This window comes from Emcibacteraceae bacterium (genome assembly GCA_041396985.1).
In the GTDB taxonomy this organism is placed as follows: Bacteria; Pseudomonadota; Alphaproteobacteria; order Sphingomonadales; family Emcibacteraceae; genus Pseudemcibacter.
This window is the reverse complement of the sequence record JAWKXO010000002.1, coordinates 480,506-503,194: the sequence shown is the minus strand read 5'-3', so window position 1 is coordinate 503,194 and position 22,689 is coordinate 480,506. Positions and strand designations below refer to the sequence as shown.

Genomic DNA, 22,689 nt, shown 5'->3' with positions numbered 1-22,689 from the left:
ATTTAATCATCAGTGTTTTGCTTTTTCCCTATCAATTTATTTAAGTAATAGAGGAAACTTCCCAAAAATATTAACCCCAATGTATATTTCCATGACACCCATGTAGATTGGCTGATAGCAAAAAGGCAGACGAAAAAAGCCACGCCCGGAATAATATAGCCACCCGGTAATTTTGTTGCATTATCCCTTGTTTCCTGATCCGCTTTTTTACGGATATTCGGTAAGGAAAGCATACAAATGGCATAGGCAATCATTCTGGCCAATGTGCTGGCAATAGCCAGTTTGACAAAGGTCCCCGATATGGCAAGCAGGAAAGCCAGAACTCCCAGAAAAATGATTGAGTTTGCAGGTGTATTATATTTTTCACTTACTTCACTAAACCATTTTGGCAGCGATCCTTCTTCAGCCATAGCAAATGTCATGCGTGGTGCAGCTATGACAATGCTCGTGGCATTGCCAAGAATTGAAAAAATTGCAGTAATAATAATGATAACTCCACCAGTACTACCCATAAGAATTTCTGCCATTTGCAGTAAAGGAATATCAGTGCTGATTTCATCGACTACATTTGCGTAAGCAAGTGAAACTAAAAAATAAAGCGCTGTAATAACCAAGACCCCAATTATTAATGCACGGGGAATTGTTTTCTTAGGATTCTTTGTTTCCCCCGCCGTTACAAGAGCCCCTTCAAAGCCAACAAACGCATAAAGAATGAGCAAAACGAGACCATTCATGTCATCAAAACTGGGCAAGTCTTTGGGAAATGTTCCTTCCGGCGTGATATAAGGAAGTGCCAGCAGCACAAGAAGCATTACCGGAATGGTTTTAAGTAAAGTTAAAATATTTATGGCTTTTACCGCTTTTTTTATCCCCAAAACATTGATCACCGTTAGAGTACCAATAATTATGAAAAATAGGATCATCCTGATAGTTTCTGAAGAAGCACTCTCCCAGAGATAGGCCGCGTAATTAAACAAAACATTGACATTGGCGGCAATCGCCGTTACCCGCCCTACATATAAAAGCCATCCTGTCTGAAATCCTACCAACGGGCCAAAGGCCCTGTTTGCATAAGCGACCGGTCCACCAGTTGAGCTGAAATAACTGGCAATTGCAGCAAAAGTCCATGCAACTGTTATAATAAAAGTCCCAAAGATAATAATAAGCCAGGGGCCGATCACACCTGCCTGCTCGATCAATTTCCCAGGAAGCCCAAAAATCCCTGCACCAATCGAGCCGTTTAAAACTAAAAACCCGGCTGCAATCAGGCCTATTTCACGTTTGAGTTTTGCATCATTGCCGTGAACTTCCTCTGTTTCCCTCATGTTTTTCCCTATGTAAAAATGATTTTTATTTTTATTGATTAAACCATAATAAAAAAACGGTCATAAATATAACAAAAAATAATTTAACTTTAACTTTAGATATTTTCCCATAATATAAAGCGGAAAATTTAACGAAAAAAAACAGAGAAATTAATGTCACTGGGACTTGTACGCAGAAAAGAGCTCCAAAAACGTCGCACTAAGCGCATATTGGGATTTGCCAAACTCATTCTTATCATCGGTGTGTTTGGCGGCATCGGATATTACGCCTATGAAATCGGTATTTCCGTTTCACAGGAAGAAGTGCTTCTGTGGAAAACACGCCACGAAACCCAACTTGAAGAAAATGAGCAGCTGAAGGTTGAGCTTGGAAAGGATAAAGCAACGGTTGATCAACTTTCAAGATTACTGCCTAATGAAGATATAAAAAGTCTGCTAGCCGTTGTTAACAGAAGGGCAAATGAAGGGGTCGATATTCAGCGGATGGAAACAATTCTGGCTGGGATATCAAAAGATGCTAAATGTTCTGCTGAAACAGAAACAAAACGGTTTATTATTCTCACGCCTGTTTCTGCTCAGGACACGTCAACTGCCAGTTTTTACCGTGGACTTATTACACTCGCCGGGCACGGTAGCCCGACAATAAATGAAAATGGCAATCCGGAAGCCTGGTTTGACACATCTAAAGAAATCACAATCAGTTTCATGATGCCTGGGGGCGATAAACAAGGAGTCAGCGGCACTCTGCCCCTGTATCACAGTGTTATCACCGGAGGGTCCGAATATAGATTTAGCATAACGGCTGGCAGGACAAGTTTTGTCGATGCCAGCGTACAAAAATGTGAGCTATAATCATTTATCTGCTTCAGCAGAATCGTTCGGATCCGCATCATCCAGCCAGGATTTAATATCTGGATGATTAACCATCAACTGGCAATAATTCTGAAGTGCTTTTGGCAGTTCAACCTGATAGCTTCTGAAGCGAAACACAACAGGAGCAAACATCATATCGGCAATTGAATATTTACCAAAAAGATAAGGTCCATCTTTACTATATTTTGCAAGACAGTCGCTCCAAATTTTTTTAACTCTGTCAATGTCCCTTTTTAAGTCACCTGATATTTCGGGACACTCAAATATACTATGACAGGCCATCGGCATATTTTTTCTGAGTGCAACAAAACCCGAATGCATTTCTGCGGAAACAGATCTTGCATGTGCGCGGGTTTTAATATCCTTCGGCCAAAAAGATTTTTCCGGATATAAATCATTCATATATTCTGCTATAGCCAGACTGTCCCAGATATATTCTTTCCCATCAATAAGTGTTGGTACTTTCCCCGCCGGCGTTAATTTATCCAGCTTTTCGCGATCAAGTTTTGGCCGCAGAGCGATCATGATTTCATCAAATTCGACCCCCGCATGCTTAAGGGCAAGATATCCACGCAATGACCAGGTTGAGTTATTTTTATTTCCAATAATTAAAGTGAAGTTGCCCATCAAATTATCCTAACATTTTCTGATTTCTGATATTATCATGTGAAGATAATCTAATTTAAAAGGAATACAAGTGCTCACACAAATCAATACAGATGATATTAAATGTCTTCAAACCGAAAAACCCGAAAATGCGGTTGCCATTAATCTGGTTTCAAGTGACAGTCTGGATAAATGGCAGGCTAATTTGTCCTCTGAGCAATTAAATTGGTGCAGAAAACATAATTTCAAAGCAAAAAGTGGTGAACTTATCTTTTTCTCCGATAACGGAGGGAATTTCCGCTCAATAGCTGCTGGTACCGGTTCTGAACCATATGATCCATGGCTGTTTTCAAAAATCGCAGAAACCCTGCCAGACGGAATTTATTACATTGAAAATGAACTGAGCAGTCGTAACAGTGACTATGCCGTATTTGGCTGGGCAATGGCACATTACAATTTTGACTATTATCTGAAAGAAAAAAACAGTAAAAATGCTGTTCTGTCTGTACCGTATAACTGCAATTTTAATCTGGTTTCCAGCATCATAAAAGGCACAGTCCTTACCCGCGATCTTGTCAATATCCCAACATGCGATATGGGACCAAGCGAGTTGGAAAAAGTTGCAAAGAATCTTTCTGAATTTTACGGTGCGTCGTTCAGCGTGACTGTTGGTGATGCTTTACTTAAATCCGGGTTTAACACTATTCACACTGTGGGACGTGCCGCTGAAAAAGAACCTCGGTTAATTGATTTTTCGTGGGGCGATGAAAAAGCGCCAAAATTAACCCTCGTAGGTAAAGGAGTTTGTTTTGATACAGGTGGCCTTGACATTAAACCGTCTTCAGCGATGTTGACAATGAAAAAAGATATGGGGGGAGCCGCCCATGTTCTTGGACTTGCCCGGATAATTATGGAAAACAAACTCCCGGTTCGCCTTCGGGTACTTATACCGGCCGTTGAAAATAATATATCCGGAAACGCATTCAGGCCCGGTGACATCATTAAAAGTTACAAAGGAACAACAATCGAGGTCGGCAATACTGACGCAGAAGGCCGCCTTGTGCTTTGCGATGCCCTTGCTCTCGCGAGCGAAGAAAACCCTGATCTGATTATTGATTTTGCAACGCTAACCGGCGCGGCCCGTGTCGCGCTTGGTGCTGATGTCCCCCCTTTCTTTAGCGATGACAAAGAAATCAGCGCAGCACTTTTAAATTGTTCAGAAGAAGAATTCGATCCCCTCTGGCCGCTTCCGCTTTATCGCCCATATAAAAAGCTCCTTCATAGCTCTATTGCTGAAATCAATAATGTTGCAAACACGGGATTTGCAGGGGCAATTACAGCGGCCCTTTTCCTGAAAGAATTCGTCGGGGAGGCCATACCCTGGGTTCATCTCGATGTATATGCCTGGAATGCCAGCGCACGACCGGGAAAACCTATTGGTGGAGAAGCTATGGGGCTAAGAACGGTATATAATTTTCTGGCGCGCCGCTACAGGACGGGATCATAATTCAGAATAATTATTAAGTTGCCAAACCCCTATTTCCTTGGCAATATCGGCTTCAATAAAGGAAATATGGTCTTATAATGGAATTTGAATTAAGTGGCCATGCAGGGTTACGACTTTGGAAACAGGCACTTACAAATATTGTATTTAAGAAGGGTCCAGATCTCACAACGCGGCAACTTAGCGTTCTGCTTATCGTCTTTCTGGAACCAAGGAAACATACGGTTCGCGGACTTGCCGCAGACCTTAATGTCTCAAAACCAGTAATTACACGGTGTATTGATAGTTTAAGTATCCTGGGATTGGTAAAAAGAGTTCGTGACGAGGAGGATCGTCGTAGCGTACTTATTCAAAGAACAGTAAAGGGAGCTGTTTTTCTTACTGATTTTGCAGAAATGATTGAAAAATCATATATAGAAACAAAATCTGGGTAAACTGAGCAAAATTAAAATGGGGACTTAACTGCTATAAGATGGATAAAAGATTAAACGCATATCGCAATGATATTGCCGATATAAAGCTAAAAGATAAAATTAAAGCTGATCAATATAGCAGCGGTGAAAAATATCAGGCTGCTGTTGGTGTGACAGCATTATATGCTATACCGAATGCAATGTCGCCAATGGTAAGTCAATTGCTATATGGTGAGTTTTTTAACATATTCGACGTTAAAGATGGCTGGGCATGGGGACAATCATTTAAGGACGGCTATGTCGGTTATTGCTCCCTGAACAGTCTCACACCGGATTTGCATGAACCTACGCATCATGTAAGTGCTTTAAGTTCACACATCTATCCGGAGCCTCATTTAAAGTCTGCCCCTGTTGACCTGGTCCATATGATGTCAGACGTTTCGGTGATCAGCCAAAATCAGGAAAACGGATTTGTCCCGCTTGCCGATGGCAACTGGATCTATGCTACGCATATTTCAGGAGATTTTGGAACGAACCCGGTATCAGAAGCACTCAAATTTTTATACACACCTTATCTTTGGGGAGGGCGCAGTAACGCGGGCATTGATTGTAGTGGCCTGGTACAGCTCGCCTTTGCCTCTGTTGGCGTATCCATACCAAGAGATACAGATTTACAGGAGGCTGACTTTGGTGAGGCACTGGATGAAGATCAGATTCCAAGACATGGGGATATCGCCTTTTTCCCGGGGCATGTCGGCATAATGCTTGATGATATGCATCTTCTTCATGCAAATGCTCATCATATGCGGGTGAGCATTGATCCCTTACGGGACGTTATTGACATTGTCAGCTTTCAGACAGATAAACCACCCTTAAGTTCAATCAAACGTTCTTCACTTATTTTTTAAATAAAAAAAGCCGCCAGATAACTGACGGCTTTTCTAATTTTTATTTCTTTGATTTTACATCGGATCAGCGGTTGTGGCTTCTGCTGGGGCCTCAACTTCTTCTGCTGGCGCTTCTGCTACTTCTACTGTTGGAAGCTCATGTGGCGCATCAGAAAGTGACCGCAAATACAAAATGACGGAAGCGCGATCAGTATCTTTTTTAACACCGGCAAATGCCATTTTGTTTTTTGGGACATAATCTTTTGGACTATTCAGATACTGGTCCAAAGCCTCATAACTCCAGGTTCCACCATGTTCTTGCATTGCTGGCGAATAGTCATAACCATCTTTACTTGCGACGTTTCTTCCAACGACGTTCCAAAGATTTGGACCGATCTTATTGGCGCCACCATTTTCAGGCGTATGACAGGCAGCACATTTTTTAAATACTGACTCACCTTTTTCTACACTTGCAGTTTGAAGAAGCTCAGCAATTGATGGACCATTTTCTGTAGCGACATCTGCTGAACTTGCCGAAGCGACAGACGCAGTATCAATTGGGTATGCATTTGCTTCCAAAGGCTCTTGCTCAAAGACCACTTCTGTCAGATTGCTGACACCAATAGCGAGAAGCATAAACATTAAAATGCCCATAGCGGCTTTATTGAAATCATGTGAGTTCACGGTAAATCCCCGTAATCATTAACAGTTAAATTTTAAAGAGCTGTCAAATAGCTATATATTAATTAGAATCAACCCTTCACTATGCCCCTTATGTACAGATATTTTACTGCCGAGACAAGTATCATTTAATCATAAAATAATTAAATATCCTTAATATGTTCTTTATAAAAAATATATGAGGTCTTTGATTGACAGATTCTGACTAAAAATGAATACTGCGCAATTATTTGGAGAGTGAAGACCATGTCGAATAAAAATAGTGAAAATCTGGTATCTTTTCAGGGTGAACTTGGCGCCTATTCAAACCTTGCCGCAAAACAGCTTTTTCCCGAAATGGATGTTATGCCCTGCAGAACGTTTGAAGATGCACTGACCGCTGTTGATGAAGGAGACGTAAAATACGCTGTCATACCCATTGAGAACAGTGTGGCTGGACGTGTTGCAGACATCCATTACCTGATCCCTCATTCAAACCTTTATATCATTGGGGAACATTTTCTGAGGATCAATCACCATCTGCTGGTCATACCAGGGACCAAACTTGAAGATTTAAAATGTGCGATAAGTCACGAACAGGCACTGGGACAGTGCCGAAGAAATCTGGATCGCTGGGGCATCAGAAGAGAAGTTTTCACCGATACTGCCGCTGCTGCAAAACATTTATCAGAAATAAGGGATCCTTCTGTCTGTGCCATAGCTTCATCCCTTGCAGGTGAAATATACGGCCTTGAATCTTTAAGACAGGATGTCGAAGATGCCAGTCATAACACGACCCGCTTTGTTGTATTTTCAAGAGAAAAATTAAGTAACCTGCCACGTGATGTACCAACCATGACATCTTTTATCTTTCAGGTAAGAAATACGGCGGCGGCCCTTTATAAGGTTATGGGCGGATTTGCGACTAATGGAATTAATATGACCAAACTGGAAAGCTATCAGCTCGACGGCGCCATCAGTGCAACACAGTTTTATGCCGATATCGAAGGGCATCCGGACGATCCGCGCGTGAAAGATGCCTTTGAAGAATTAGCTTTTTTTACCAATGAATACCGTATGCTTGGCAGTTATCCACAGTCTCGTTACCGGATAGACAAGCAAACCTGATTAATAATGATATAACCAATATTCAAGCAGATGCCGGGCAATAGCCAATTTGTCCGGCACGCGGAAATTGTCATCACCGCCTGTTCTTAATACATTTTCGATTTCAGTTTTATCAAACCAGCGTGCCTGTTCGAGCTCATCATTCTCTATGTCAATAGTATTGTTCAGAGCTTTACCAATGGTTCCAATCATTAAAGATGATGGAAATGGCCATGGCTGACTTTTTATATATTTTACTTCACCCACTTTGATGCGGGCTTCTTCCATCACTTCCCTGCGCACCGCTTCTTCAATGGTTTCCCCCGGTTCCATGAACCCTGCAAGCGCCGAATACATCCCCAGTGCAAAATGCTTACTACGGCCAAGAAGGCATTTATCATCATGAACAATCATCATAATTACAACCGGATCAACCCGTGGAAAATGTTCGGTATTACAGGCAGTGCAAATCCGCACATACCCGCCTTTTGCACTTTTGGTATTTTTCCCGCAATTGGCACAAAATTTATGTCGTTGATGCCAATCTAGAAGCATCTTTGCCCGCGCAAGAAGTGATGGGACAGGCGAGAAACCATTGGCTGATGCTGTACGCCCAATGGTTCTAAGATCCAGAAACTGACCACAATTACAGTCATCTACTTCAATTGCAAAATAACTATGGTCCGGATCCTGACCCAAAAACACCATTTCACTGTTAATTTGCCCAGCAGAAAAATATTCCGGTAGAAGTCCACTTTTCATATCCATCAGTGCCTCTCCCTGCCTGATGACAACAAAACGTGCATATGGCGAGGCGGCAAGTTCATTTAATAATTCATCATTGCATCTGATATGATCACAAGGATCCAGTGGGAATTCAGCAAAAATACAGGAATTTTCAAAAAACATTTTTCACCTTTTGCCAATTTAGTGACATATATAAAATGAAATTACCAGTCCCATAAAGCGGGATACAAATTTTATCTTGAAATCAACAGTAAAAAAGACCATATAAAGCGCGAGAGATTGGCGGACGGTTTACCCGCCAATCCGGTCAGGCCCGGAAGGGAGCAGCCGTAACGGGATCGCCGGGTCGTTCAATCTCTCACTTTTCAAAAATAACCAAAATAAATTCACATCGACTATAGCATTCCTGCGGCACAAAATTTATAGTCGTTTCAATACTGATTCATTTGAACTTCGAGACAGAGTTTTATGGCCGAAAACAACGACAAGGACACCCACTACAGAGTATTGGCAAGAAAATATCGCCCTGTTGATTTTGCAGAACTTATTGGCCAGGATTCCATGGTCCGTACTCTATCCAACGCTATTGAAACAGGTCGCCTTGCTCACGCATTTATCCTGACAGGTGTTCGGGGTATCGGCAAAACCACAACAGCCCGCATTATCGCAAAAGCATTGAACTGTACCGGCAAAGACGGCAAAGGCAATGCAACTATTGAGCCATGCGGAGAATGTGAAAACTGTATCGCCATAAGTGAAAGCCGCCATGTTGATGTCATGGAAATGGATGCTGCAAGCCGGACCGGCGTTGACGATATTAGAGAAATTATTGACGGCGTAAAATATGCTTCTGTTTCTGCACGCTATAAAATTTATATTATCGATGAAGTACATATGCTTTCGCGCAACGCTTTTAATGCTTTGCTTAAAACACTGGAAGAACCTCCGGCGCATGTAAAGTTTATTTTTGCCACCACTGAAATTCGTAAAGTACCCGTTACTGTACTCAGCAGATGCCAAAGATTTGATTTAAGGCGTGTATCGATTGAGGAGCTGATGGGCCACTATTCTAAAATTGCTGAGAAAGAAAATTGCGAAATTGAAGAAAGCGCCCTAGGTATGATTGCCCGAGCTGCTGAAGGTTCGGTAAGGGATGGACTGTCCTTGCTTGACCAGGCATTTGCACATGGTGCCGGAAAAGTGAACGAACAACAGGTCCGTGACATGCTTGGGCTGGCTGACCGTGCACAGATTTTTGATTTATATCATGACATATTACAGGGAAAAACTGCTGATGCACTGGCAAAGTTGCGCCATCAGTTTCACCATGGTGCTGATCCGGCCGTAATTATTCAGGATATGCTTGAAATTACTCATTGGCTTACCCGTCTTAAGGTCGTTCCAGATGCAGGTGATGATCTGGTCACATCAGAAGCAGAACGAAAGCAGGGACTTGAAATGGCTGGAGGACTCTCAATTCCAGTGCTGACCCGTACATGGCAGATGCTGCTGAAAGGCGCTGAGGAAGTACGCATTTCACCGAACCCGATTTCCGCTGCAGAAATGATCATTGTCCGGCTGACTTATAGTTCCAATCTGCCTACGCCTGAAGATCTGGTGAAACAATTAAAAAATAATCCTGAAGCTTATAATACTCCTTCATCCGGAGCCCCTTCCGGCAGCAACGGAACAACAGCCAAAGGATCAATGCAGCAAAATCAGACTTCAAACCCCAATGCTCCCAAAGCATTCAGTGTGATTCAGGGAAGTGGACAGGTTGCAATCAGTATAGGAGATCCAAATCCTCTTTCAGATAATGACTATATCCAGGCACCGTCAAGTTTTGCAGAGCTGGTGAAATTATTTGAAGAGAATGGTGACCCGGAAATAGCCTATCAGCTTAACGATAACGTACATCTGGTCAGTTATAGCATTGGGCGTATTGATATCAGACCAAATTCTCGTGTCCCTAAAAATATAGCAGGCAGAATGTCTGCCGAGTTAAAAAAATGGACCGGTAAAAACTGGGTGATTTCTTTGTCTTCTGAACTGGGCGAAGACACACTATATGAAAAAGATGTGGCCGAGCAGAAAGCTTTAAAAGACATGGTCAAAAATAATGATCTCATCAAAGCTGTATTAAGTCAATTTGAAGGGTCCACTATTTCAGATATCAGAAAAATTAATGATGTATTTTCATTACCGACTGATGACATCGAACTGGATAATTTGATCAGTGCCGATGAATTCGGTCTTGATGATCGTGATTAAGACTTTATATCATAAGAAAAGATTCCAATAAATTAAGGATAATGCCATGAAGAATTTGGGCAAAATGATGAAACAGGCGCAGGAGATGCAGAGCAAAATGGCTCAGATGCAGGAAGATTTGCAAAAATCCGAACATACAGGAACTTCTGGCGGCGGACTTGTCAATGTGACCTTGAACGGCAAATTTGAAATGCGTGCTTTAAAAATTGATCCAAGTATATTCAATAGCGATGATGCTGAAATGGTTGAAGATCTGATAGTTGCTGCTTTTAATGATGCCAAAAGAAAAGTAGATGAGTTTAGCAAAAACGAAATGGCAAAATTAACTGGCGGACTTGACCTTCCTGAAGGGCTTAATTTACCATTCTAAAGACTAATTTATGTATAAAACACCATCAAATAATAATGAACTTGATCATTTGATTAGCCTGCTGGGGAAAATTCCCGGTCTGGGTCCTCGTTCCGCCAGACGGGCTGCATTGCAGCTTATTAAAAAGAAGGATAGTTTAATGAGGCCATTGGCCGGTGCTTTATCCAGTGTCGCGGAAAATGTCCATCCCTGTTCAGTTTGCGGCAATCTTGATGTTGAAAATCCATGTCATATCTGCGAGAATCCCAAAAGAGACAGAAGCATTATTTGTGTGATTGAGGACGTTTCAGATCTCTGGGCACTTGAACGCGGCGGCTCATTCCAGGGGTTATATCATGTAATTGGCGGCACATTGTCGGCACTCGATGGTATTGGACCAGATGATCTGAACATAAGATCCCTTATTGAACGGGCAGCCTCCCCGGAATTAAAAGAAATCATTATTGCCACAAACGCAACAGTGGATGGTCAGACAACTGCCCATTATATTACAGAACAGCTAAAACATTTGGACATTATTATTTCAAGGCTGGCTCACGGGGTTCCAATTGGCGGCGAACTTGATTATCTTGATGATGGTACGTTAACCACGGCCCTGAACTCAAGAAGGCCGTTTTAATCGGTCATTTCACTGAAGAATTATTCTGATTAAATTACTTTATAATAATATTTTTGTGACTGGTATTTCTTCCGATCATTATATATGATAGGCATAGTGAAACAACTCTGAAGCCTTATTATCTAAATCAGAATTGACAAGATAATCTGGCCGTGGAAATTATTCCGCCGGGTTAAAATGGAAACGTTTTAGCCTCCCGTATTTGGAAAAGAGAATAAAAAATGCTTGTTGATAAATTTAACAGAACCTTTCCCTATTTGCGCCTTTCGATAACCGAAATATGCAATTTCAGTTGCCAATATTGTTTGCCCGACGGTTACAAAAAAACTGGTAATGAAAATTTTTTGCGTCCTGATGAAATTAACAGACTTGTGGATGCATTCATTGAGCTTGGCGTCTGGAAAATTAGGCTCACTGGTGGGGAGCCGACTATTCGTCAGGATTTTACCAAAATTGCCCGTATGATCTCACAAAGGCCGGAAATAAAAACTCTGGCTTTCACAACAAACGGCTATAAATTAAAGGAACGTGCCCAAGAATGGCATGACGCGGGATTAAATGCTGTCAACATAAGCATCGACAGCTTGAACGCCAAACGTTTTCACGACATTACTGGTCATAACAGAATGAAAGAAATTCGTGCTGGGATTGATAAAGCTCTCGAAGTTGGGTTTGAAAAAGTAAAAATTAATGTCGTCTTGCTTAAGGGTGTTAATGATGATGAACTTGATCAATATCTTGACTATATTAAAGATACACGTATCAGTGTTCGTTACATTGAACTGATGCAGACAGGTGACAATCTGACGTATTTCAATAAATTCCATCAGTCTGCTGACCATATCAAAAATCAATTGCTTGAGCGCGGATGGGTGGAAAATTTACGAGCCATTGGTGATGGCCCTGCCGTTAATTTCACCCATCCTAAATATCAGGGATCAATTGGAATTATAGCCCCCTATTCAAAAGATTTCTGCACAGGGTGTAATAGATTGAGAATTACTTCTTCAGGCGATCTCAGATTGTGCCTTTTTGGCAATATCGGCATTCCGCTACGACATCAACTTCAAAGTGATGAGCAAAAAGAACCGTTGAAAGCCCTTATTCATAAACAGCTTGAATATAAAGCGTCCTCACATTTTCTGGCAATGGGCGATACCGGCATTATGACCAACCTGTCTTCCACAGGAGGCTGACTTGAAATTAAAGTTAGAACCGCAAAAAACTAGCCTTCGACTGAGCAAGGAAGAGTTTGAAAGGCTTCTGGTTGAAAATCACCTTTTTCAGGAATCAGTTTTTCCAGGTGGAAAAATTATGAGATTAAACGTTGAGTTGGACACAACGCAATTTTTAACTTTTCAGGATGACGAAATTTCGATTGGACTTCCGAATCGGCTTCTGCTGTCGTACCGCCCGGACAAACGTGGATTATCCTTTAAATTTCAATGTGGTAGCAATTTAGGACATGAACTTGTTTTTGAAGTAGATATTAAAAGACCACCGCTTTCCCACTGATAGAACCATTATAATAAATATTTTAAAATTATTTCTTTAATTTTAAAAGAAATTCTTTATTTTAGCTGGCTTATTGTTAATTGGGTTATATGTAATATATTAATAATCCAAGTAATTACTGATCAAAGAAATAGATACTTTTTGAATATTATAACAGAATATTTGCAAATTGAATTTTAGTAATATATGTTTAAATGTTATATGATAATGTAACATTAATATTGAAATTTTATTTTATGCCGATTCAAAATCTATAAATAGTATGGAATCTATAGAGAAAGCATAGAACTGTTAGTAAAAAAAATTTAAGGGAACAAAATGAAGGAAACTGAAAAGACACAGCAAAGCATTGGTCAAAAGTCATCAGGAATGACGAAAAGATCCTTTTTGCAATCAGTAGGTATGATCGGTGGTACAGCAGCTGTGATGACAGCCATGCATGGTTGGGATATGGGGTTTGCATCTGAAGCTGACCGACCACCCGAAATGTCAAGTGATGGAAAAGGGAAAAAAGTAATTATCCTAGGGGCTGGTCTGGCAGGTATGGTTCTCGCCTATGAAATGGGTAAAAAGGGATATAAAACCCAGATTATTGAAGCCACAGATTATGCCGGTGGCCGCTGCGTATCAGCTCGCAAAGGATCAGTAATTCAGGAAATTGACAGTGAAAAACAAGTGTGTAATTTCCGGGATGGCAACTATGTGAATTATGGACCATGGCGAATTCCAGCTGAGCATAAATCAACAATTTACTACTGCCGCACACTCGGTGTTCCCCTTGAAGTCATGATTAATAAAAGTGGAAAAGCCTATTATTATTATGAAAATCAGGATGGACCATTCAAAGGAAAACCGGTACGTCAGGCTAATGCCGATACGGATTTCAGGGGCTATACAACGGAACTTCTGGCCAAAGTGACTGATCAGGGCGCGCTGGATCAGATTATTTCGCAGGAAGACAAGGAAAAATTACTGGAACACCTTAGAAGAACCGGTCTTATTGACAGCAAAGAACTTAACTACCGTGCGAACAGAGTTCGTGGCCATAGTGTTTACCCAGGCGCTGCTACACATTTCGGTGAGCTTTCAGAACCATATTCATTGGAAGAAGTTCTGACTATAAGCCAGTCAAGCCGAACTGATACAGCTGACCATCCTGCTGTAATGTTTCAGGCTGTTGGTGGCATGGATCAAATTGCCCAGGGCCTTAAAAGAGCACTTGGAAAAAATCAAATTCGCTATAATTCGGAAGTTACTGATGTCATCCAGGATGATAATGGCGTTGAGGTTACCTACAAAGATACAAAAAGTGGCAAGGTTCGCACAGAAAAAGCAGATTATGTCATTTCAACCGCACAGCTTGGTGTAACACAGAAAATCAATATCAACTTCAGTCCTGAATTTGCCGCTGCACTTAAAACGACACGGGGTAATCCTGCCTGTAAAATGGGTGTGGAAATGAACCGCCGGTTCTGGGAACAGGACGAAATGATTTATGGTGGTGTTACAACGACAGACATTGAAGGCCACCGTACAATGAGTTATCCCTCAGGTAATCTGTTTGGCCATGCCCATGGTGATACAGGGGTTATTCTCGGATATTATCCGATAGGTGCCAGTGCAGTTCCTGTTAGTAATCTAAGCGTTGCCGAACGGATCGAATTTGCCCTCTCGGCGGGAGAAAAAATTCATCCCGGCAAATACAGAAAGCATTTCACAGGTGAAGCCATGTCAGTAGCCTGGCATAAAATGAAATATGCTCTGTCTGGGTGGGAAAGCTGGTCTAGTCGTGGGCTGGACCGATCCTTTCCAATTATGCAGAAAGGTGACAATCGTATCTTCATTTCCGGAAATATTGCATCCCCTGCCCTTAGTGGCTGGATGGCTGGTGCAATTGAAGGAGCGTGGTCTACAATGGAAGTCATTGACAAGCGGGTTGCACAGCAAGCATAAATACTGCTAACTAGAGGACATAATATAGTCACAAATATTTAAAATAATTAAATAAAAGTGGCAGTTTAACGAGAAAAATAGTGGGTTTGATATGAAAAATTATTTTAAAATATTTACAGCCTTAATGGGATCCTTAACTTTCTTATCAGCAGCTTCCGCACAGGACTTTTCTGAAGAAGGTGCGCAAATCTTTACAGATTATTGCGAAGCTTGCCATCAGCCCGGTGGTGTAGGTTTTGAGGATGTGTATCCTGCCCTCAAAGGCAATACATTTGTTCAGGGAGATAAAGAGGAAGTTATTTATCTTCTTCTGGAAGGTAGAGCTGGAATGCCAACTTTTATCGGTGATCTTGAACCTGAACAAATTACAACGATTATTAACTACATTCGTAACAGTTGGGGCAATAAAGCAGAAGAAGTCACACAGGACGAAGTTGATAATGCTATTGAAATGGTATCAGAAGAGGATGATGGATTTGGTCCTGGCAACTAAATTGCCGGACCACATTTCCGAAATGATACCGGAAATCATTGCGAAATAAAAAGAATCCTATAAATTACTATTTGATGGCATTCGCAGAGTGCTGAATTGAATTCCAAGGGAGAAAATAATGTCAAAAATAATTAAAATCATTGCTGCCGCAGCTATTAGTGGTGCTACAATTTTTGCAGCTTTATCAGCAAATGCACAAGATGCAATCAAGCGCAATGATGAAGGCCGCTTCTTTTATTCTACAATTGAAGTACCTGCTGGCGCCGATACACTCTATGTAAGTGGTAAAGGCCCAAGCGCTGTAAATCCTGATGCGCCGCGCGATCAACAAACTTATGGTGACACAGAGACACAGGCGCGCAGCACTTTCAATAGCATTAAAGCCGCCGTTGAAAAAGCTGGTTGGAGTATGGGCGACATTGTTATGGTTCGTGTATATCTTGTTGCTGATCCGACCATGGGCAAAATGGATTTTGCCGGGTTCAACAAAGCCTTCGCAGAATTTTTCGGCACAGACGACCAGCCAAACAAACCAGTTCGTGCAGTGGTTGAAGTTGCCGGTCTTGCGGTTCCTGCCTGGAATATCGAAGTCGATGTCCGCGCACAAAGAATGCCTAAATAATATAGAATTCTGATTTAAAAAATCACATTTGCAAATGAAAAGGCGCTGAATTATCAGTGCCTTTTTTGTTGATTAATCATTCTTACTTACTTATTTGTCCACTGGAAAAATTCAACCGTATACCCGCCTGGGTCACGGATCAGGAAGGCCCTGATTGGTGCTGTATCACTGTTATAGGGTTCATGTTCAATTTTAATATTCTTGGCATTTAAAATTGCCCCGTACCAGTCATCGACGGATTTCGATACAATACTGACCATGACAGCGCTGTTTTTATTGGGTTTATGAAACCCACCTTCACTTTCCTTCACGACGCCAATAAAAGCACTGTCGGTCAGAGCGTAAATTTTCACCCAGTCATCATCAAGAGTTGCTTTTAGTTTAAGATCACCGCCATAAAACTGCACGGCTTTATCCCAGTCATCCGCACTGTAATAAAGCATGGTGATCTGCTCATCAATTTCTGGAAGATCCATGGTTCCTTTTAAACTCCTGTCTGTTTGCCCTTTATCCATCTGAATCGGAAGCGGGGTACAATTTAAATCGCCTTTATTTTGACCCGTCGTATGAAAATCAAGAAATGCGGTTGAGGCATAGGTGGCGATGGTCGGGACATTGCCGACATAATTGGTGTCCATCACCGCATGTTCGACGGAAACCTGAAAAACTTCACCGGGGGACAGCAGGCTTTTATCAATGGTGACATCCTTATCAGCATAGGTCAGATGCGCACCGCCGCCGAACGGAACGCCGCTGTGATATATTTTCTCACCTTTACAATTGCCAACAACAGCAAAGATCAGATCATCGACAAATCCGTTTTCATCCGGCCCCCCTTCCAAAAATGGAGTCCAGGATATTTTCAGATCCTGATCAGGGTCTATACTGTCAGCCGAAACAACAGTGCCGTTTTGTGATAACGTGATGACGGGGGATATTGGAATGCGGGTTTTGCCGTCATCCTTATTGGAAAGCACAACGGGGATATGAAGCACCCGCCCATCGGATTCCGTATATTCATAATTATACTCGCCGTTGGGATAGAGCGCGTTCAGATCGGCTTCGCTGCAATAGCGGCCACCGTGGGTTTCGAGGACAACAGGATGATCAGCAAATTTCATGGTGCCGATCGCCGGGTTGCTTAAAGTTCCGTTCGTAATGTGGCCGCCGGATTTGACGAAGATTTCAGCGAAGAAATGATAGTTGAGCATGGCTTGCATACCGGAGGGGTCCTGGCGGTAATTGGCGGTTTTGCCGACCACGAGAAATTGTGTGTCCTTACTTTCAACTTCCGGTTGTTCCGCGCAGGCAGAAACCAGAAACGCAAAAAAGCACAGAGGCGCCACCCACCATTTATTTATCATATTTTATTCCCATAATTTTGTTTTCTAATGACGGCTAAAACCATATAGTAAAATATTCAATTTCCCAAAAGTTTTTTGCGGGACAGCGGGTACAGGAAATAAGGAATAAGGCAGTAAGATAAGAGCCATGGCAAAAACAAGCAAGGAGTTGGTGGACCACGCCAACGAACATATTGAAACCATCAGCGTCGAGGCGGCAAAACTGGCGCTCGATGACCCGAAGGTGACCTTTGTCGACCTTCGCGATATCAGGGAAATCGGCGCGGAGGGGATGATCCCCGGCGCCTTTCATATGCCGCGCGGCATGACCGAATTCTGGGTTGACCCGAATAGCCCCTATTATAAAAAAATATTCGATCAGGATCATAAATTCGTCTTTTACTGCAACAAGGGATGGCGCAGCGCGCTGGCGACCCACGCGGCGCAGGATGTGGGGCTTAAAAATGTCTGCCATATCGAGGGCGGCTTTACCAAATGGGCCGCCGAAAAGGGCGTAATCACGGAAAAACCGGCCGGCAAATCCCCCGCCGAGAAGGAAGGGATATATGATCTGCTGCCCTTTGTCGTGAACCCCGAAAATATAGCACGGTTTGAGGGCGGCAAAGTGCTGATCGGCGACCGACGTCAGTACCCGTTTAAAAAAGACTATGTCACCTGCGAAAGCGTTGACGAGGTGGCACAGGCGATCCGGGATATGGTGACGCAGGGCAGCGGGCCATGGATGGCGGCGGTCAATGCGCTTAGGATCGTGGCCAGTGACGGACCGGCGGCGTTAAAGGCGGCGCGCGATACGCTGGTCGCCACCCGCCCGACCAACCCGGCCATGAGCCTCCGCCTTGATGAGGTGCTGGAGGCCGCGACCTTGACCCAAGCGCAGGGCACAAGCGTGGATGACGCCATCAAAAACCGGATCGAGGCGATCAAGACCACGATTTATGATAATTATGCGCTCAGGGCGCGGGCGATGGCCGACCTGATTGACGATGGGGACGGGATCCTGACCATGTGTTTTGGCGAGGCCGGGTTTTTGTTATCATTGGCCCTCGCCGCACGGGACGGCAAAAAGCTGACCTGTTACGCGCCGGAGACAAGACCGTATCTTCAGGGCGCGAAGCTGACCGCCCCGTCCATTCATGAGTTGGGGATTGATGTCAACCTGATCACCGACAACATGCCTGCCCATATTATGAGTGAAGGCAATATCCAGAAATATATCACCGCCGCCGACCTGATCACCGTTGACGGGCATGTGTGCAATAAAATCGGCACTTACCAAAACGCGATCAGCGCCCACGCCCATGATATCCCCTATTTCGCGTTTGCGTGGGGGCGGGACGACAGCAAAAAAAATGCATCCGACATCGTGATCGAGGAACGCGACCCCGCCGAAATAAGGCGGGCGCTGGGCCAGCCCACCACCATTGATGAAATCGGTGCCCGCTACCCGACATTCGACATCACCCCGCCCAAATATGTGGCCGGTGTGGTCACGGTGCATGGGGTGTTAAGCCCCTGGACGCTCAAAAATTATAAAAACTGGTAAAAGGGATTAGTAAAGATGACAGTGGCAATAATCGGCGGCACCGGCATTTATAACCTGCCCGGGATAGAGGTGGAGGAAATGCATGTCCGCAATATTTATGGCGAGGCCATGGTTTATCTGGGGCAAGGCGATTATAAGGACGTGGTCTTCCTGACCCGGCACGGGGTTAAACACACCACCCCGCCCCATAAAGTGAATTACCGCGCCAATATCCGCGCGCTTAAGGATCTTGGCGTCAGCCGCATCATGGCGACATACGCGGTCGGCGCCATCAGCCGCGGCTATCCGGTGCTTGAGCTTGCGGTTTTACGCGATTTTCTTGATTTTACATCGGGGCGCGAGTTCAGCTTTTTTGATGAAATTGAACGCGGCATCGGCCATGTGGAAATGAGCAAGCCATTCTGCCCCACATTGAGCGCCAAAACAATTGAGCTCGCCCCCAAACACGGCATCAATGTTCATGACGGGGCGACCTATGTCGCGACCAACGGCCCCCGCTTTGAAAGCCCGGCGGAAATTAAAATGTATCAGATGCTCGGCGGCGATGTGGTCGGCATGACCGCCTGCCCGGAAGTGTACCTGGCCGGGGAACTGGGGATGAGCTTCGGCGCGGTCGCCCTGCCCATCAATCTTGCCGCGGGGCTGGAGGAAAATATCACCATCCATGAAGGCAATATTGACGAGGTCCGCGCCAAAATGATCGCGCTGATGCTGGATGTACTCGCCAACACCCGGGACGAGGATTGCCAGGTCCCCATTTTGCTATAAACCGGTTTTATAATAAATTTGAATGAACAGTGTGGATAAAAGAGGTCAAGGATAAAAATAAATGAAAGATAAAGTAAAGCCCGAACACGGCATGGGCACCGTGGTCAACCATGTGGGCGAAGGATCGCACGATAAACATTCGCATGTCATGCCCATATACCAGACATCAACTTTCGGGTTTCTGGATGTTGACGAAGGGGCCGATATCTTTGCCGGCCGCAAAAAGGGATATGCCTATACCCGCACCCATAACCCGAATATGGACCATCTGGCCAACAAAATCGCCTATATGGAGGGGATCGATTTGATCCGTGCCAATCCGGACAAGGCGCCAAATGAACTTTTCATGGGCAAGGTTACATCATCGGGCATGGGCGCAACATCGGCGGCGGTGCTGGCGCGGATCGGCGCCGGCGACAAGGCGATTGTGCAAATGGGCCTTTACGGCAACACATTCAAATTTTTTAATGAACTGGCCCCGCGCCTTGGCATTACCGTGATCTGGCAACAGGCGACCGACCCGGACAGCATGGATGCGGTGATTGCCGAAAACCCGGACGCGAAACTGGTGTTTGTCGAAACCCCGTCAAACCCGAATTTGGAGGTTATTGACCTCGTGCGGCTGGTGAAAGCCGCGCACCAGCACGATATGTGGGTGATGGTTGATAACACCTTTGCCACGCCGTACCATCAACGGCCGCTTACATTGGGCTGTGATGTGGTGGTCCACAGCACATCAAAATATATCAGCGGCCATGGTCAGGTGATCGGCGGCGCCATTGTCAGCACCCATCTGGATTATATGCATCCGGGCGGCAAGGGGGTGGGGCTGACCTATAAAATGCTGGGGGTTGCCCCCAGCCCCAAGGACACCTGGCTGATTAATAACGGCCTTAAAACATTTGAAATCCGTATGCAGCGCCACGCCAAAAACGCACAAATCATTGCCGAATGGCTGGAAGGTCAGCCGAAAGTGAAGCATGTTTATTATCCGGGGCTAAAAAATAACCCCTATCATGCGCTTGCCACAAAACAGATGATGAACGGCTACGGCGGCATGCTGAGCTTTGAGCTGATCGACGGGACACAGGGCGGCGCCGAAAACGGCAAGGCCTTCGCCAACGCGGTCACCATTCCGACCCTTGCCGTGTCGCTTGGCAATGTCGACAGCCTGATTCAGCATCCGGCGAGCATGACCCACGCCGCCACCCCGAAAGAAGACCGCGAAAAAGCCGGCATCACCGACAGCATCATCCGCCTGTCGGTGGGCATTGAAAATGTCGAGGATCTCATTGCCGATCTTGAAAATGCAATGAAGCAAGTGGGGTAATCAGGAAAATTAAAAAGGGGGAAGAAATGAAAAAAATCTCGTCATCAATGACTTTCTTTTACAAAAAAGTCTTTCCGACACTCTGGTTCGGAGGGCTATCCATCTTTCTTATCTATTCCATAATATCACCGGGAGAAATTGATAATAATACGCCATTTCCGGACTATATTTTCCCTCTGATTATGATGATATTTGGGTATTTTTTGTTTAAGTATTTAGTGTTTGATCTAGCTGACGAAGTTTATGATGAAGGAATGAATTTACTGTTTAAAAAAGGAAAGAAAGAGGCAAGGATCAAATTAACGGATATTAAAAACATAAGTTATTCTGAATCTTCTCAACCACCTCGCGTTACAGTAAGCAGTAGAACGGAAACACCCCTTGGAAGTGATATTAAGTTTATACCCGTTACAAATATAATACCATTTGGTGGAAATAAAAAGATCAATGAGCTGATTGACCGAGTGGACCGTGCAAGGCAACTTTAAGAAAAACCCGCTACCGCATCATCCGCCTGTCTGTGAGGATTGAAAATGTCGAGGATTTAATAGCCGATCTTGAACAGACGATGAAAATGGTGGGTTAAGAGAAAAGGAATAAAAGAATTCTAATTGCAATTTATTGATTTGATCTAACTTTCACTAATTTCTCTTAATTTTCTAAACTCATTAATAATCATCATAGGTAATTCATTATACATTATAAACTCTTCTCGGCTTTCAGAAAAAATTTCTATTATTGGATTCCTAATTATTGCGAGCATTACTTCTTCTAACTCATTAATTACTTTAAATTTTACTTTTATTGGTTTATTTGAGTATATTATTTCTAATGCTTCTTTTCCTTGATCATATATCCATGGAAACTTTTCACCAATAAAGCTTAAACAAATCAATAAGCCAATTTTTTTATTAGGAGCAACATGCATGATTTCTTTAAAAATCATTGGGTGAAATCTTTTGCTTTTATATTTATAATTTGGAGAAGATAAATTTCTATCTATTCTAGATGGTAAGTCTTGGAACATAACTTTAATTTCTTCAAATAATTTAGCAGAAGCATTTTCATCAACCTGATTAACGGTTTTATCTATTTCTGCATTAGATTTATCCGAATTTAATATTTCTTCTATTCTTTGTTTAAATTTTCCAACTTGAAACTTTATAGTTTCCTCATCTGGTTCAGAATTTGGAATTCTGTTAACTAATTGAAAAACAAGTTTAGTTAGTGATTCCTCATCATCAGAACAATTTTGAAATTGAGCAAAAGGGCCATTTGAAGCTTCTTTCAATGAAATTCCCAGAGCTACTCCGAGTATAGGAGTTTCAAGCTTGCCTTTTGCCATACCAGCTTCAAATAGAATCCACGGCCTATTTATACTTTTTTTTGTTAATAAGCAGACGACATCAGATGCAGATTGGATATTTTTTATTATTTCCGGATACCATTCAACACCAAATTCTATACCTTGATTTCCTTTTCTATCGGAAGATCTAAATGACTTAAGTACACCTGCACTTACACTTTTCAATAAACCACTAAAAGCTTCCGCTAATTCAGAATCCCTAGTATCATGGCTGATAAAGACTAATGAACTTACAGTTGTATTTATATCTTTATTTGAATTCTCTTTTTCCTCTACCATTTTAATTCCCCAATAGAGTACAATTAATATTATTAAATTTATCATATTTGTTAAATATGTCAAACTGAGAGAAC

23 protein-coding genes, 1 other RNA gene and 1 riboswitch are annotated in these 22,689 nt (G+C 43.1%); of the genes, 18 read left to right on the top strand and 6 right to left on the bottom strand.

The window, feature by feature from the left end; translation table 11 throughout:
- Positions 1-2 precede the first annotated feature (2 nt).
- On the bottom strand, positions 3-1,325 hold the full coding sequence (locus R3D86_06950) for an APC family permease (GenBank protein ID MEZ5757941.1): 1,323 nt from the start codon (positions 1,323-1,325) through the stop codon (positions 3-5).
- Between the two features lie 153 nt (positions 1,326-1,478).
- Between R3D86_06950 and R3D86_06945 the strand changes: the two genes are divergently transcribed.
- Entirely contained in the window at positions 1,479-2,177 is a 699-nt protein-coding gene (locus R3D86_06945; protein MEZ5757940.1) for a hypothetical protein, read from the top strand.
- On the opposite strand, the gene R3D86_06940 is transcribed toward R3D86_06945, so the two are convergent.
- The gene (locus R3D86_06940; protein MEZ5757939.1) at positions 2,178-2,825 is read right to left on the bottom strand and encodes a glutathione S-transferase family protein; all 648 of its coding nucleotides are present in this window, start codon (positions 2,823-2,825) and stop codon (positions 2,178-2,180) included. It abuts the gene before it with no gap.
- Positions 2,826-2,895: 70 nt separating this feature from the next.
- Between R3D86_06940 and R3D86_06935 the strand changes: the two genes are divergently transcribed.
- From R3D86_06935 to R3D86_06925, 3 genes are all read left to right on the top strand, one after another.
- The gene (locus tag R3D86_06935; protein ID MEZ5757938.1) at positions 2,896-4,311 is read left to right on the top strand and encodes a leucyl aminopeptidase family protein; all 1,416 of its coding nucleotides are present in this window, start codon (positions 2,896-2,898) and stop codon (positions 4,309-4,311) included.
- Positions 4,312-4,388: 77 nt separating this feature from the next.
- The gene (locus R3D86_06930; protein MEZ5757937.1) at positions 4,389-4,742 is read left to right on the top strand and encodes a MarR family transcriptional regulator; all 354 of its coding nucleotides are present in this window, start codon (positions 4,389-4,391) and stop codon (positions 4,740-4,742) included.
- A 38-nt stretch (positions 4,743-4,780) separates the two neighbouring features.
- Complete coding sequence (locus R3D86_06925; protein MEZ5757936.1) at positions 4,781-5,629, top strand: C40 family peptidase; 849 nt, start codon at positions 4,781-4,783, stop codon at positions 5,627-5,629.
- A gap of 54 nt (positions 5,630-5,683) precedes the next feature.
- Here the strand turns inward: R3D86_06925 and R3D86_06920 are convergent, their stop codons facing one another.
- Entirely contained in the window at positions 5,684-6,292 is a 609-nt protein-coding gene (locus tag R3D86_06920; GenBank protein MEZ5757935.1) for a cytochrome c family protein, read from the bottom strand.
- A 243-nt stretch (positions 6,293-6,535) separates the two neighbouring features.
- On the opposite strand from R3D86_06920, the gene R3D86_06915 reads away from it, so the two are divergent.
- On the top strand, positions 6,536-7,396 hold the full coding sequence (locus tag R3D86_06915; GenBank protein MEZ5757934.1) for a prephenate dehydratase: 861 nt from the start codon (positions 6,536-6,538) through the stop codon (positions 7,394-7,396).
- Here R3D86_06915 and nudC read toward each other — a convergent pair whose 3' ends face one another.
- Entirely contained in the window at positions 7,397-8,284 is an 888-nt protein-coding gene (gene nudC / locus R3D86_06910) for an NAD(+) diphosphatase (protein MEZ5757933.1), read from the bottom strand. It lies immediately after the preceding gene.
- 108 nt (positions 8,285-8,392) lie between these two features.
- On the opposite strand from nudC, the gene ffs reads away from it, so the two are divergent.
- The 9 genes from ffs (at position 8,393) to R3D86_06865 (ending at position 15,965) form a co-directional block, all read left to right on the top strand.
- An RNA gene (ffs, locus tag R3D86_06905) (signal recognition particle sRNA small type) lies at positions 8,393-8,488 on the top strand.
- Positions 8,489-8,590: 102 nt separating this feature from the next.
- The gene (locus R3D86_06900) at positions 8,591-10,393 is read left to right on the top strand and encodes a DNA polymerase III subunit gamma/tau (protein ID MEZ5757932.1); all 1,803 of its coding nucleotides are present in this window, start codon (positions 8,591-8,593) and stop codon (positions 10,391-10,393) included.
- Positions 10,394-10,439: 46 nt separating this feature from the next.
- A complete protein-coding gene (locus R3D86_06895) occupies positions 10,440-10,763 on the top strand; it encodes a YbaB/EbfC family nucleoid-associated protein (protein ID MEZ5757931.1) in 324 nt (107 codons plus the stop codon).
- Between the two features lie 10 nt (positions 10,764-10,773).
- Positions 10,774-11,382 carry a recombination mediator RecR gene (gene recR, locus R3D86_06890; GenBank protein MEZ5757930.1) on the top strand — a complete coding sequence of 203 codons (609 nt, stop codon included), beginning with the start codon at positions 10,774-10,776 and terminating at the stop codon, positions 11,380-11,382.
- Positions 11,383-11,475: 93 nt separating this feature from the next.
- Positions 11,476-11,611: riboswitch (molybdenum cofactor riboswitch) on the top strand.
- Entirely contained in the window at positions 11,604-12,578 is a 975-nt protein-coding gene (moaA, locus tag R3D86_06885; GenBank protein MEZ5757929.1) for a GTP 3',8-cyclase MoaA, read from the top strand. It overlaps the preceding riboswitch by 8 nt.
- A gap of 1 nt (position 12,579) precedes the next feature.
- On the top strand, positions 12,580-12,897 hold the full coding sequence (locus R3D86_06880; GenBank protein ID MEZ5757928.1) for a hypothetical protein: 318 nt from the start codon (positions 12,580-12,582) through the stop codon (positions 12,895-12,897).
- Positions 12,898-13,215: 318 nt separating this feature from the next.
- The gene (locus R3D86_06875; protein MEZ5757927.1) at positions 13,216-14,850 is read left to right on the top strand and encodes a flavin monoamine oxidase family protein; all 1,635 of its coding nucleotides are present in this window, start codon (positions 13,216-13,218) and stop codon (positions 14,848-14,850) included.
- Positions 14,851-14,941: 91 nt separating this feature from the next.
- Entirely contained in the window at positions 14,942-15,343 is a 402-nt protein-coding gene (locus R3D86_06870; protein MEZ5757926.1) for a cytochrome c, read from the top strand.
- 118 nt (positions 15,344-15,461) lie between these two features.
- Positions 15,462-15,965: a RidA family protein gene (locus tag R3D86_06865; protein MEZ5757925.1), complete on the top strand. Its 504-nt coding sequence runs from the start codon at positions 15,462-15,464 to the stop codon at positions 15,963-15,965.
- Positions 15,966-16,051: 86 nt separating this feature from the next.
- Here the strand turns inward: R3D86_06865 and R3D86_06860 are convergent, their stop codons facing one another.
- Complete coding sequence (locus R3D86_06860; protein ID MEZ5757924.1) at positions 16,052-17,329, bottom strand: hypothetical protein; 1,278 nt, start codon at positions 17,327-17,329, stop codon at positions 16,052-16,054.
- 127 nt (positions 17,330-17,456) lie between these two features.
- Between R3D86_06860 and R3D86_06855 the strand changes: the two genes are divergently transcribed.
- The 4 genes from R3D86_06855 (at position 17,457) to R3D86_06840 (ending at position 21,458) form a co-directional block, all read left to right on the top strand.
- On the top strand, positions 17,457-18,872 hold the full coding sequence (locus R3D86_06855; GenBank protein ID MEZ5757923.1) for a rhodanese-like domain-containing protein: 1,416 nt from the start codon (positions 17,457-17,459) through the stop codon (positions 18,870-18,872).
- Positions 18,873-18,887: 15 nt separating this feature from the next.
- Positions 18,888-19,640, top strand: coding sequence for an MTAP family purine nucleoside phosphorylase (locus R3D86_06850; GenBank protein MEZ5757922.1), 753 nt, complete (start codon positions 18,888-18,890; stop codon positions 19,638-19,640).
- 100 nt (positions 19,641-19,740) lie between these two features.
- Positions 19,741-20,970 (top strand): aminotransferase class I/II-fold pyridoxal phosphate-dependent enzyme, encoded by a 1,230-nt coding sequence (locus tag R3D86_06845; GenBank protein ID MEZ5757921.1) that lies wholly within the window; start codon positions 19,741-19,743, stop codon positions 20,968-20,970.
- 26 nt (positions 20,971-20,996) lie between these two features.
- Positions 20,997-21,458 (top strand): hypothetical protein, encoded by a 462-nt coding sequence (locus R3D86_06840; protein ID MEZ5757920.1) that lies wholly within the window; start codon positions 20,997-20,999, stop codon positions 21,456-21,458.
- A 143-nt stretch (positions 21,459-21,601) separates the two neighbouring features.
- Here the strand turns inward: R3D86_06840 and R3D86_06835 are convergent, their stop codons facing one another.
- Positions 21,602-22,615 (bottom strand): toll/interleukin-1 receptor domain-containing protein, encoded by a 1,014-nt coding sequence (locus R3D86_06835; protein ID MEZ5757919.1) that lies wholly within the window; start codon positions 22,613-22,615, stop codon positions 21,602-21,604.
- Positions 22,616-22,689 lie beyond the last annotated feature (74 nt).